Genomic DNA, 12,898 nt, shown 5'->3' on the forward strand with positions numbered 1-12,898 from the left:
ATGAGCCACTCGATGACGACGGAACTGGAAGAAGCGCAGCAGGCGTACCGCGAGGCGGCGCGCGACTTCGCACAGGCCGAACTGGCGCCGCACGCCGCGCGATGGGATGCGGAGGGCATCTTTCCGCGCGAGGCGATCGCCAAGGCCGGTGAACTGGGCTTCTGCGGCCTGTACATGGACCCGGAAGTGGGCGGCAGCGGCCTGAGCCGACTGGACGCCGCCGTCGTCATCGAGGAGCTCGCCAACGTCGATCCGTCGACCGCGGCGTACATCAGCATCCACAACATGGCCTCGTGGATGGTGTCCACGTGGGGCCAGCCGGCACTGCGCGATGCATGGGGCACCGCCCTGTCTTCGGGCAGCAAGCTGGCCTCGTACTGCCTGACCGAACCGGGTGCAGGTTCCGATGCGGCCTCGCTGAAGACCACCGCCGTGCGCGATGGCGACTTCTATGTGCTGAACGGCTCGAAGGCCTTCATTTCCGGCGCCGGTGCCACCGAGCTGCTGGTGGTGATGGCGCGTACCGGTGGTGCCGGTGCCGGCGGTGTCAGCGCCATTGCGGTGCCGGCCGACCTGCCGGGTATCAGCTTCGGCCGCAAGGAAGAGAAGATGGGCTGGAACAGCCAGCCCACCCGCGGCATCACCTTCGAAAACGTCCGCGTACCGGTCAGCCACCTTCTGGGAGAGGAAGGCGGCGGCTTCAAGCTGGCGATGAAGGGGCTCGATGGCGGCCGTATCAACATCGCCGCCTGCTCGCTGGGCGCTGCGCAGGGTGCGCTGGACGCTGCACGCCGCTACATGGGCGAGCGCCGCCAGTTCGGCAAGGCACTGGCCGAGTTCCAGGCACTGCAGTTCAAGCTGGCCGACATGGTCACCCAGCTGGTGGCCGCCCGGCAGATGGTGCACACCGCTGCGCGCAAGCTCGATGCCGGTGCCAGCGACGCCAACGTGTGGTGCGCGATGGCCAAGCGCTTCGCCACCGATGCCGGTTTCAACGTCTGCAACGAAGCACTGCAGATCCATGGTGGCTACGGCTACATCCGCGAATACCCGATCGAGCGCCTGCTGCGTGACTGCCGCGTGCACCAGATCCTGGAAGGCACCAACGAGATCATGCGGGTGATCGTTGCCCGTCACCTGCTCAACACCGAAGAGGAACTGCGATGAAGGATTGGCGTACCCAGGAGCACGTGGGCCTGAAGGTGGAGGTGGATGGCCACACCGCCGTGGTCACCCTGAACAACCCGCCGGCGCATACCTGGACCGTGCACAGCCTGTCGGCGCTGCGTGATCTGGTCGGCGCGCTCAACGCAGACCGCGACATCTACGCGCTGGTGATCACCGGTGACGGCGAGAAGTTCTTCTCCGCCGGTGCCGACCTCAACCAGTTCGCCTCCGGCGACAAGGCCGCTGCACGTGAGGCCGCGCGCCGCTTCGGTGAAGCCTTCGAAGCGCTGTCCGGTTTCCGTGGCGTGTCGATCGCCGCGATCAACGGCTACGCCATGGGCGGTGGCCTGGAATGCGCGCTGGCCTGTGACCTGCGCATCATCGAAGACCATGCCCGGGTCGCGTTGCCAGAGGCCACCGTCGGCCTGCTGCCGTGCGCCGGTGGCACCCAGAACCTGCCGCGCCTGGTCGGCGAGGGCTGGGCCAAGCGCATGATCCTGCTGGGCGAGCGCATCAACGCCGAGACCGCGCTGCGCATTGGCCTGGCCGAAGAAAAGGTCGGCAAGGGCGAAGCCAAGTCGCTGGCGCTGGAATGGGCGAAGAAGGCCGGCAAGCAGAGCCCGACCAGCATCGCCGCCTGCAAGACTCTGGTGCAGGCCACCCGCACCGGTACCCACGCTTCGGCGCTGGTGGCCGAACGCGAAGCCTTCGTCGATCTGTTCGACACCGCCGACCAGGTCGAGGGCGTGACCGCCTTCCTGGAAAAGCGCGCTGCGCAGTGGAAGAACGCATGAGCACCGATACCGTTGCCGATGACGCACCGGTGCTGTTCGAAGAGCGCGCCGCCCGCAATGGCACGCGCATCGGCATCGCCACGCTCAACGCGCCGCGCACGCTCAATGGCTTCTCGCTGCCGATGGCGCACCTGCTGCTGAAGCAGTTGAATGCCTGGGCCGACGACGATGGCATCGCCATGGTGGTGCTGCAGGGCGCAGGCGAAAAGGCGTTCTGCGCCGGCGGTGACCTGCACAGCCTGTACAAGAGCATGGTCGCCTTCCGCGAGGCCGGCCGCAGCGACATCCGCGAGAACGATTACGCGGCCGAGTTCTTCGACGTCGAATACCGCGTCGATTACCTCATCCACACCTATGCCAAGCCGATCCTGTGCTGGGGCCATGGCATCGTGATGGGCGGTGGCATCGGCCTGATGTCCGGTGCCAGCCACCGCGTGGTCAGCGAGCGCTCCAAGCTGGCCTTCCCGGAAATCACCGTCGGCCTGTTCCCCGATGTGGGTGGCAGCTGGCTGCTGCCGCGCGTGCCGGGCAAGGGCGGCCTGTTCCTGGCCCTGACCGGCGCACTGTTGAACTCGGGCGATGCCATCTACGCCGGCCTGGCCGACGTGCATGTGGCCGAAGAACGCCGCAGCGCGGTGTTCGATGCGCTGCTGCAGGTCGCGTGGTCCAGTAACGCAGCGCACAACCACGAGCGGCTCAGCCATCTGCTGCAGTCGCATGCCAGTGACGCCGCGACCGGTCCGCTGCTGGCCAATGCGGCGCAGGTCGATGCGCTGTGCGAAGGCGATGACCTCTCCGCGATCATCGGCCGCATCTCCACTCTGCAGACCGACGATGCCTGGCTGCAGGCGGCACAGAAGACCCTCGCCGCCGGTGCACCAGGCTCGGCACGGTTGTCGTACGAACTGCAGTGCCGCAGTGCCGGCCAGGGCCTGGCCGCGATCTATCGCCTGGAGTACATCGTCGCCCTGCATTGCGCCGCCCACGGTGATTTCGCCGAAGGCATCCGCGCGCTGCTGATCGACAAGGACCGCAATCCGCAGTGGAACCCGGCCACCCTGGCCGAGGCCACCGGCGCGTGGGCCGACACCTTCTTCGCTTCCCCCTGGGCCGATGCCGCGCATCCGCTGGCCGACCTGGGCACTCCCCTTGTTGAAAGGAGCCTTGCATGAGCCGCATTGCATTCATCGGGTTGGGCAACATGGGTGGCCCGATGGCCGCCAATCTGGTCAAGAACGGCCATACCGTGCGCGTGTTCGATCTGGTCCCGGCCGCGGTGCAGGCCGCCGTCGATGCCGGCGCCAGCGCGGCCGCATCGGCGCGCGAAACCCTGGCCGATGCCGAGGTGGTGATCTCGATGCTGCCGGCCAGCCGCCACGTCGAAGGCGTGTACCTGGGCGATGACGGCATTCTTGCCGCGATTCCGGCCGGCGCACTGGTCATCGACTGCAGCACGATCGCGCCGGCCAGCGCCCGCAAGGTCTCTGAAGCCGCTGCCGCACGTGGCCTGCAGATGATCGACGCGCCGGTATCCGGCGGTACCGCCGGTGCCCAGGCCGGCACCCTGACCTTCATCGTCGGTGGCGAGGAGGATGCGCTGGAGCGCGCCCGCCCGGTGCTGCAGGCGATGGGCAAGAACATCTTCCATGTCGGCGCCAGTGGTGCCGGCCAGGTGGCCAAGCTGTGCAACAACATGGCGCTGGGCGTGATCATGGCCGTCACCGGTGAAGCCATCGCCCTCGGCGTGGCGCACGGGCTGGACCCGAAGGTGCTGTCGCAGATGATGGCGGTCAGCACCGGCCGCAGCTGGGCCACCGAAGTGTGCAACCCGTGGCCGGGCGTGCTGGAAAACGCCCCGGCCTCGCGCGGCTACAGCGGCGGCTTCGGCAGCGATCTGATGCTGAAGGACATGGGCCTGGCGGTGGAAGCGGCGATGAGTGTCGGCGCCTCGATCCCGCTGGGCGAAGTGGCCCGCAACCTGTACTCGATGAACCACCAGGCTGGCCGCGGCAAGCTGGATTTCTCCAGCGTCGTGCAGCTGATCACCAGCGAGAAGTGACCTGGTAGTGCCGGCCGCTGGCCGGCAACCTCATGCCCCCGTGCGGGACAACGAAGGTGGGATGGGCGGATGTTCGGTTTCGACCGGCATCCGCCCATTTTTATTTGACAATCCATTTTGTTCAGGATCTTATGTGTCCCAAGTCCCGGGACGCGGGACACTCTGGGGTGGGCTCATGATCAAAGGTCAAGATGTCGTTCTGCTTCTAAGGCTCATCAGCCTTTGGAAGGCTGACGCGGGTAGCCAACTACACCTCCGATCCAGGAACTGGCAGGGGTGGGAGCATGCGCAACATGAGGACTGGCATTGGGATCACAGTAGACCCGGATTCGAGAATCACTGGCGCGGGCTCTTCACCGTTAGGCAGTTGGCAGGTGACACAGGCATTAGCAAGAGCCAAGTTGGCTTGGCTCTGAATCGATGCCTCGACAATGGGCTTGCCTTTCCTGATCGAAGGACAGAGCTTCTGAAGACAAATGTGCCGGCTCTTCTGGGGGTGTTGGTGCACGCTTCCAGATTCATTTTCCCCGTCCGCCCTGGGCTGATTACCCGGGGAATCGCAACCGCAATGAGCGCCCCTGTCCTTGCGGAACATCTGGCGACAGTTGGTGAGCACTTGCTTGTCTGGCCGAGCGTGACAGGAAGTAGTCATGGGCAGTCAATCGAACCGCTTATTCCCACGGTCCCTCATGCTGTTAAATCGGATCCCCTGCTCTACGCGATGCTTGCGTTGACAGATTCATTGAGAGTGGGGTTACCCCGAGAACGGGCAATTGCGGAAGATCAACTGGCATCAATCATGAATCTACCCGAAAAGGCGAGGCTTTGAACCAGTGAATCAGTATGCGGTGCAGGATCACAGGCAAATGATTGAAAAGGTGGCTAGGGCGCTCGGGAGCGAACTACGGTCAAAAGTTGCATTCATCGGTGGATCAACCACGGGACTACAACTTACAGACCCACTGGCGATGCATAACATCAGGCACACCAAGGATGTAGATCTTATAGTGCCGGTTATCGGACGAGTGGATTGGCAGCTTCTGCAGGAGAAATTGAGGGCACAGGGATTTCACGACAAGCTGCATGAGCAAACTCCGGTCTGCGCCCTCTTCCTCGGCGATCTGAGGGTCGACTTCATGCCGTATGACGCCGAGATTCTTGGATTCTCGAATCAATGGTACGAACGAGCGCTGGCTGCCGCACAGCCAGCCCTGGTTGGCGAAACCGAGATTCGCCTTGTAACGCCGGAGTACTTCCTGGCGACGAAATTGGACGCGTACAAGGGTAGGGGAAATGGCGATGTATGGTCGAGTACTGACATCGAGGACGTGATCACCTTGTTTCAAGGCCGAGCGGAGCTCGTACAGGAGGTGGCGGACGCCCCTGAAGATGTACGGGATTTCATCAGGGCTGAAATCGGTGCGCTGCTGGCATGTGATGGTCTGCAGTACGCAGTCGAAAGCGCCGCAAGTGATCGGGCAGTACGTGATCTCATCTACTCAAGAATGGAGAAGGTAGTTGAGTAATGGGATAAGGAGGCCCGTTTGGACCAGCCGAAGGGGGCTCGAGCGAGAATGGAATCACGATGCTGGTGGGCTATCAATAGTTGGTAACCAAGCAATCGCGGTCATAGTAGATGAATTCACGTCGTCGCCTTCCCGAGGAAGGATGGCACGTGAACTCGTCTGCCGGTTGTTGCAGTCATGGTATGGGGCACCCACAGTCGTTGGCGCAGAGGTGTCACTGATGATGCAGTCGGTCCACACAGAACTGCGGCATCAGTACAGGCAATCGATGGCTGCCTACGGAGTTTTGTTGACTGAGAAGGGAAGTCAGGCCGCCTCCGTCCTGGTAGCTGGAGACTGTCGAATTGGCTCGCTGAGAGATAGGGGGGTGGTCTGGTTGACGCGTCCCCATACCAAGGAAGAAACGTTGATTCAGATGGGAGAGAAGCCGGCTCCCGGAGATCGATCAACAGTCACACGCTGCTTCAAGCCCCGTCGCTGGATGGAGCCAGAAACAGTGACTCTGGAACAGAACGACGATATGACATGGGCCATCTCCACCGACGGCTACAGTTCAACCACTCAGGTTGGCGATCCATTTCAATCCGACGATGACGCCAGTTGCATCATCTTTTCCTGGGCTGGAATCGGGGAGCCCGACACGACAGATGGGAACTGGTACACGGTTCCTGGTTGAAAGTCGTACAAGTCGCCGGATCGGAGCTCGGAATAGCATCCGATCCGGCGAATTTGGCTTTGTGCGTTGACCTAATCAGGCAACGACCAGCGTCACGTCGATGTTGCCGCGCGTGGCATTCGAGTACGGGCACACGATGTGCGCCTTCTGCACCAGCTCTTCCAGCTGCTCGCGCGGCACGCCCGGAGCGCTGATGGTCAGCTCGGCTTCGATGCCGAAACCGGTCGGGATCTGGCCGATGCCGACCTTGCCGGTCACGGTGGTGTCGGCCGGCAGCGCGACCTTGGCCTGGCCGGCCACGAACTTCAGCGCGCCCAGGAAGCAGGCCGAGTAGCCGGCGGCGAACAGCTGTTCCGGGTTGGTGCCCGGGCCGCCGGCGCCGCCCAGCTCGCGCGGGGTCGACAGCTGGATGTCCAGCACGTTGTCGGAAGAGACGGAACGGCCTTCACGGCCGCCGGTGGAGGTGGCCTGGGCGGTGTACAGAACCTTTTCGATGGACATCGGGATGCTCCTGGTCGGTGGGTGGGTGTTGCGTTGGAGCCTACTTTGCCCGGTTTCTGCGTACGTTGGGTTGCAATGCGTACGAAAAATTTGATTGATCGTCCTGCCAGCCTAGATCGTCCATTCGCGGTCGGTGGTGAACATGATGGTCAGCCAGCGGTCCGGCGAGGCCTCGCCCAGTGCATCGCCGATCTCGTCCCGCAGCTGGTCCCATTCCACCAGGGGCCGCGGCGGGTCGTTTTCCGGCACCACGAAGAACAGCTCGATCTGCTCGCCACGCCCCACCTGGGCCACGTAGCTGCGGTGCTCGACGAAGCCGTGCTTGGCCACGATCCCGCGTGCCACTGCATCCACATGGGCCTGCAGTTCCGGCGGGGTGACCAGCAGGATGCCGGCCAGCGCCCGCCTCACTGTGCCGAGCGGGGCGATCATCACCAGCACGCAGACGAAGGCGAGGATGGCCGGGTCGATGTACGGCCCGACCCACGCCAGCGACGTGCCCTGCACCAGTACGCCGCCGAGGAACGCCAGCAGGTAGCAGGCCGACATGCTGGCCGCGATCACCCAGTTCTTCGCGTCCAATGCGATGAACTCCGAGCCGATGCGGCGGTTGGCGCGCAGGATGAACCAGGCCAGCGCGCCTTCGCCCACGATCGACAGCCCGGCGAAGGCAATGGCCGGGCCGAGGGCGATGTGGCGGCCCCCGGACATCAACGCGTCCACCGCATTGACCAGCGCATACAGCGCCGCACCGATCATCAGTGTGCCGCTCACCCCCAGCACGATCGGCTCCAGGTGCCAGAAGCCCATGGTGAAGCGCTGGTTGAGCCGCGATTGCAGCGCATCGGTCTGTGTGGACAGCGCGATCAGGCGCGCCACCAGCAGCGACAGCCAGGTCATCACCACGTCGATCAGGCCGTAGATGCCGTCGAAGATGATCAGCGAAGAATTGGCCAGCAGGCCGAACACCACTGCGGCGGCGGCCAGCAGCAGCGAGGCGGCGATCGACAGGCGCAGCACGCCCTGTTCGGTGGCGGGGTCGAAGAACTGCGGGCGGTTGGCGGCCATGGTTCAATTGTAGAGCGGAGCCAGGCTCCGCTGCCTTTCGCTGCCTTCGCCGGCCAACCGCTCTACCCCCGTAGGGCCGCTTCCCGTAGACTGCGCGCCTCCCACGTACCGACGTCCGCCTACAGTGATCACGCCACCCTGACCCTTGCCGCACATCGGCAGCCGGCCCGCCCGGCTCAGGAACCCGTGTCTTTCCACTGCAGCGCCATGCGGCCACGCCCGCCTGTGCGCGGAGCTTTCCCATGCAAACGTCCTACCCCCTGCGCCAGCAATGGCTCGGCAACATCCGTGGCGACCTGCTGTCCGGCATCGTCGTCGCCCTGGCCCTGATTCCCGAGGCCATCGCGTTCTCGCTCATTGCCGGCGTCGACCCCAAGGTTGGCCTGTACGCCGCGTTCTCGATTGCCGTCATCACTGCCATTGCTGGCGGCCGCCCTGGCATGATCTCCGCCGCCACCGGTGCAATGGCGCTGGTGATGGTCGACCTGGTCAAGGACCATGGCCTGCAGTACCTGTTCGCCGCCAGCATCCTGGCCGGCCTGCTGCAGGTGCTGGCCGGCGTGTTCAAGCTCGGCTCGTTGATGCGCTTCGTCTCGCGCTCGGTCATCACCGGCTTCGTCAACGCGCTGGCGATCCTGATCTTCCTGGCGCAGATGCCCGAGCTGATCGGTCGCGGTCCTACGGTCTACGTGCTGTGCGCCGCCGCGTTGGCGATCATCTACCTGCTGCCACGCATTACCCGTGCCGTGCCATCACCGCTGGTGGCCATTGTGGTGCTGACCGCCGTGGTGATCGGCTTCGGCGTGGACGTACGCAGCGTCGGCGACATGGGCCAGCTGCCCGACAGCCTGCCGCATTTCCTGCTGCCCGATGTGCCGCTCACCTGGGAGACGCTGCGCATCCTGCTGCCGGTGTCGGCCACGCTGGCCGTGGTCGGCCTGCTCGAATCGATGATGACCCTGCAGATCGTCGAGGACATCACCGAGACGCCCAGCGAGCGCAACCGCGAATGTGTCGGCCAGGGCGTGGCGAACACGGTCACCGGCTTCCTCGGTGGCATGGCAGGTTGCGCGATGATCGGCCAGTCGGTGATCAACGTGACCTCCGGTGGCCGCGGCCGCCTGTCCTGCCTGGTGGCTGGCGTGTTCCTGCTGGTGCTGGTGGTGTACGGCAGCGATCTGGTACGGCAGATCCCAATGGCGGCGCTGGTGGCGGTGATGATCATGGTCAGCATCGGCACCTTCAGCTGGCGCTCGCTGCGCGACCTGCGCACGCATCCGCGCAGTTCCTCTGCGGTGATGCTGCTGACCGTGGTGGTCACCGTGGCTACCCACGATCTGGCCAAGGGCGTGCTCAGCGGTGTGCTGCTGTCGGCCCTGTTCTTCGCGCGCAAGGTTGGCCGCATGCTGGACGTGCAGCGCGGCGATGCCGGTGACACCCAGGTCTACCGCGTGCGTGGGCAGGTGTTCTTTGCCTCGGCAGGGCAGCTGGGTGCGGCGTTCGATTACCAGCACGTGGCACCGAAGGTGCAGATCGATCTGCGCGATGCCCACCTGTGGGATCTGACTGCCGTGGCCGCGCTGGAGCGGGCGCTGGAAAAGCTGGCCGCGCATGGGGCGGAGGTGACGGTGGTGGGGCTCAATGCGGCCAGCCAGACCCTCATTGAACAGGTGGGTGGCAAAGGCGCTGCTGGCAGCGCGCATTGACGCTATCGGCTCTCGTGGAGCAACTGCAACGCCATGGCCGCTGTTGCGGTTGCTGCATCTTCAGCCTGTGAACCCCACCCAAGGTGGAAGAATCGCCGCGATCGTGCTCCGTTGTGATCCTCACGACGGAGTACTTCTGCCGGAATGGATTCGCTCTTCAACAACGCCACCACGCTGCTGACCTTTCTGCTGCCGGGCTTCCTGGCAGCATGGGTGTTCTATGGGCTGACATCCCATCCCAAGCCGCCGCAGTTCGAACGGACCGTGGAAGCGTTGGTGTTCACCTTCGCGGTCCAGGTGCTGGTGAAGTTCACCGAACTGATGCTCCTGCTGGCGGGTCGCTGCTTTGTGCTGGGGACCTGGACCGAGTCCAGCAGCCTGATATGGGGTTTTGTCCTCGCCGCACTGCTGGGGGCAGGATTGGCCCTCGCTGCGAACAAAGACTTTTTCCACGGGGTTCTCCGCCGCGCAGGCTTCACCACGAGGACATCCCACCCGAGCGAGTGGTACTGCGTGCTGGGTACGCGTCCTGCCTTCGTGGTGCTGCAATTGAAGGATGGCCGTCGATTGACCGGCTACCCCAAGGAGTGGCCGATCAGCCCCGCTGCGGGACAGTTCTACATGCAGATGCCGGCCTGGCTGGTGGATGCGGATCCACCCGATGAAGGTGCCGATCCAGCAGCGGATCCCGTGGCCAGCCCCGCCGTGGTCGAGCTTCCGCAGCTCGATGGCATACTGATTCACGCAGTGGATGTGCAGTGGGTCGAGATTCTCCAGGAGACAGACGATGGCTAAGTTGAGGAAGGGTTCCAACCCACCACTGGACCAGTTGGTCGTATCCATGGAGAACGCGAACCCCAAGCTCCCCGAGGGCAGGAAGCGTCCGCCGCCACCGCCCAGCCCGCCCCGGCCGCCAGCCGGAGCCGGGCCCAACCGGCGCTCGCCGCGCGGCTGACCGGGCGCATTCAGCCGCCCGGTGTAAACTATTGATCTCACTGGCAATGCCAGTCTCCACGATCAATGCCCCGATGACGTCCGCCACCGCCCGTTACGCCGATTCCCTGCGCCTGTCCGTTGCCCCGATGATGGACTGGACGGACCGCCATTGCCGCGTGTTCCATCGCGTGCTGGCGCCGGGCGCGCGCCTGTACACGGAAATGGTGCACGCCAACGCGGTCATCCACGGCGACCGCGAGCGCCTGCTCGGCTTCGACCGCAGCGAACAGCCGCTGGCGCTGCAGCTGGGTGGCAGTGATCCGGTGCTGCTGGCGCAGGCCGCGCGCATCGCCGCCGAGTGGGGCTATGACGAGGTCAACCTCAACTGCGGCTGCCCGTCCGACCGCGTGCAGGCCGGGCGTTTTGGCGCCTGCCTGATGCGCGAGCCGGCGCTGGTGGCCGAATGCGTCGCGGCGATGGTCGACGCGGTTGATATCCCGGTGACGGTGAAGTGCCGCCTGGGCGTGGACGAGGACAACGACTACGACGTGTTTGCCAGCTTCGTCGACCGCCAGGTCGCCGCCGGTGCGGCGATGGTGGTGGTGCACGCGCGCAACGCGTGGCTGAAGGGCCTGTCGCCGAAGGAGAACCGCGAGGTTCCGCCGCTGAAGTACGACTGGGCCTACCGCCTGAAGCAGGAGCGCCCGGCACTGCCGGTGGTGATCAACGGCGGCCTGGCCAGCATCGAGGCGGTGCAGGCGCAGGCCGCGCACGTCGATGGCGTGATGCTGGGCCGCGCGGCCTACCACGACCCCTACCTGCTGCATCAGCTGGAGGCGCTGCACACCGGCGCCCCGCTGCAGGCCCGTGGCGACCTGCTGCGCGCGATGCGCCCCTACATCGAGGCGCGGCTGGGGGAAGGCCTGGCGCTGAAGCACATCACCCGCCACCTGCTCGGCCTGTTCCACGGCCAGCCCGGTGGGCGCGCATTCCGCCAGGTGCTGAGCGAGGGCGCACACCGCCCCGGTGCCGGCTGGAGCCTGATCGAACAGGCCTTGGCGGTCACCGACCGCGAAGCTGATCGCGCCGCAGCGTGACCGCAGTCACATTCCTGACTTGACAAGGGACGGCGATTCGCCCCGAATGTTCACTTAGCTGAACGACTCGGGCGCAGGGCCGGAAAAGTTCAGACCGGATTCACCGCTGTAAACCAAGAATTTGCAAAAGATTTGTAAAACGCTGGGTTTCGAACCCGGCGCCGGATTTACGACTTTTGAACGAATCGCCGTGCTCGGCTAGGATCGCATCGATGTCTTCCGCTCCCTTCCATCGCCGCATTGCCCTGGCCACCTGCGTGGTCCTGTCGGCTGTGCCGCTGTCTTCGGCGCTGGCGCAACAGCCACCGCGTGGCGAGCAGGCGCGGGCGGAGATGATGGAGCGGGGTGAGCGCGGCAACCGTGGCGACGAGCGGTCGCTGTCCGATGCCGTGCGCCGCGTGCAGCGCACCACCGGCGGCCACATCCTCGGCGCCGAGCGCGTGCCGTTCGATGGTCGTGATATCAACCGGGTGAAGTACATGGACGATCGGGGCCGGGTCCGCTACATGGACGACCCCGCCCCGTCGCGTTCACAGCCGCGCACGCCGCGGTCGGATATGTCATCACTACGCGGCGATAACCCCTGAACAGGGATAGTTGTCGCTATCAACCCGTACCCCCACAGGCCTCCGGGCCACACCCAGGACACTAGGGAGAGTTCATGCGTATCCTTCTGGTCGAAGACGAAGCCCCGCTGCGTGAGACCCTGGCAGCCCGGCTCAAGCGCGAAGGCTTTGCCGTCGATGCTGCGCAGGACGGCGAGGAAGGCCTCTACATGGGGCGCGAAGTTCCGTTCGATGTCGGCATCATCGACCTCGGCCTGCCCAAGATGTCGGGCATGGAGCTGATCAAGGCCCTGCGTGACGAAGGCAAGAAGTTCCCGGTCCTGATCCTGACCGCGCGTTCGAGCTGGCAGGACAAGGTCGAGGGCCTGAAGCAGGGCGCCGACGATTACCTGGTCAAGCCGTTCCACGTCGAAGAACTGCTGGCCCGCGTCAACGCGCTGCTGCGCCGCGCCGCTGGCTGGAGCAAGCCGACGCTGGAATGCGGCCCGGTTGCGCTGGATCTCGCCGCCCAGACCGTCAGTGTGGCCGGCAGCAATGTCGACCTGACCAGCTACGAGTACAAGGTGCTGGAGTACCTGATGATGCATGCCGGTGAACTGGTCTCGAAGGCCGATCTCACCGAGCACATCTACCAGCAGGACTTCGACCGCGACTCGAACGTGCTGGAGGTCTTCATCGGCCGCCTGCGCAAGAAGCTGGATCCGGATGGCGAGCTGAAGCCGATCGAGACCGTGCGCGGTCGCGGCTACCGTTTCGCGATCCCCCGCAACGAGGGCTGAGCCGGCTCACCCTGGCGATACCA

At 64.8% G+C, this 12,898-nt stretch carries 12 protein-coding genes; 10 read left to right on the plus strand and 2 right to left on the minus strand.

The window, feature by feature from the left end; all coding sequences use genetic code 11:
• The 5 genes from ACZK33_RS01185 (at window position 1) to ACZK33_RS01205 (ending at window position 5,546) form a co-directional block, all read left to right on the plus strand.
• Window positions 1-1,167 (plus strand): acyl-CoA dehydrogenase family protein, encoded by a 1,167-nt coding sequence (locus ACZK33_RS01185; RefSeq protein WP_423173918.1) that lies wholly within the window; start codon window positions 1-3, stop codon window positions 1,165-1,167.
• On the plus strand, window positions 1,164-1,961 hold the full coding sequence (locus tag ACZK33_RS01190; RefSeq protein ID WP_423173917.1) for an enoyl-CoA hydratase: 798 nt from the start codon (window positions 1,164-1,166) through the stop codon (window positions 1,959-1,961). The genes ACZK33_RS01185 and ACZK33_RS01190 overlap by 4 nt, the downstream gene beginning before the upstream one ends.
• A complete protein-coding gene (locus ACZK33_RS01195) occupies window positions 1,958-3,133 on the plus strand; it encodes an enoyl-CoA hydratase/isomerase family protein (RefSeq protein WP_423173916.1) in 1,176 nt (391 codons plus the stop codon). The genes ACZK33_RS01190 and ACZK33_RS01195 overlap by 4 nt, the downstream gene beginning before the upstream one ends.
• Complete coding sequence (mmsB, locus tag ACZK33_RS01200) at window positions 3,130-4,020, plus strand: 3-hydroxyisobutyrate dehydrogenase (protein WP_004136647.1); 891 nt, start codon at window positions 3,130-3,132, stop codon at window positions 4,018-4,020. The genes ACZK33_RS01195 and mmsB overlap by 4 nt, the downstream gene beginning before the upstream one ends.
• Window positions 4,021-4,886: 866 nt before the next feature.
• A complete protein-coding gene (locus tag ACZK33_RS01205; RefSeq protein ID WP_279911981.1) occupies window positions 4,887-5,546 on the plus strand; it encodes a hypothetical protein in 660 nt (219 codons plus the stop codon).
• A 751-nt stretch (window positions 5,547-6,297) separates the two neighbouring features.
• Here the strand turns inward: ACZK33_RS01205 and ACZK33_RS01210 are convergent.
• The gene (locus ACZK33_RS01210) at window positions 6,298-6,723 is read right to left on the minus strand and encodes an organic hydroperoxide resistance protein (RefSeq protein ID WP_049399846.1); all 426 of its coding nucleotides are present in this window, start codon (window positions 6,721-6,723) and stop codon (window positions 6,298-6,300) included.
• Window positions 6,724-6,834: 111 nt separating this feature from the next.
• The gene (locus tag ACZK33_RS01215; RefSeq protein ID WP_032128195.1) at window positions 6,835-7,791 is read right to left on the minus strand and encodes a cation diffusion facilitator family transporter; all 957 of its coding nucleotides are present in this window, start codon (window positions 7,789-7,791) and stop codon (window positions 6,835-6,837) included.
• Window positions 7,792-8,033: 242 nt separating this feature from the next.
• Between ACZK33_RS01215 and ACZK33_RS01220 the strand changes: the two genes are divergently transcribed.
• From ACZK33_RS01220 to ACZK33_RS01240, 5 genes are all read left to right on the plus strand, one after another.
• Window positions 8,034-9,497, plus strand: a complete 1,464-nt coding sequence (locus ACZK33_RS01220; RefSeq protein WP_423173915.1) for a SulP family inorganic anion transporter — start codon at window positions 8,034-8,036, stop codon at window positions 9,495-9,497.
• Between the two features lie 144 nt (window positions 9,498-9,641).
• Window positions 9,642-10,292, plus strand: a complete 651-nt coding sequence (locus ACZK33_RS01225) for a DUF6338 family protein (RefSeq protein WP_423173914.1) — start codon at window positions 9,642-9,644, stop codon at window positions 10,290-10,292.
• A gap of 206 nt (window positions 10,293-10,498) precedes the next feature.
• The gene (gene dusA / locus ACZK33_RS01230) at window positions 10,499-11,530 is read left to right on the plus strand and encodes a tRNA dihydrouridine(20/20a) synthase DusA (protein ID WP_423173913.1); all 1,032 of its coding nucleotides are present in this window, start codon (window positions 10,499-10,501) and stop codon (window positions 11,528-11,530) included.
• 212 nt (window positions 11,531-11,742) lie between these two features.
• Entirely contained in the window at window positions 11,743-12,117 is a 375-nt protein-coding gene (locus ACZK33_RS01235) for a hypothetical protein (protein ID WP_010487000.1), read from the plus strand.
• Window positions 12,118-12,191: 74 nt separating this feature from the next.
• Window positions 12,192-12,875, plus strand: coding sequence for a response regulator transcription factor (locus tag ACZK33_RS01240; protein WP_004136763.1), 684 nt, complete (start codon window positions 12,192-12,194; stop codon window positions 12,873-12,875).
• The last annotated feature ends 23 nt before the right edge of the window (window positions 12,876-12,898 follow it).

It is taken from the genome of Stenotrophomonas sp. 86156_Sma (assembly GCF_056481625.1).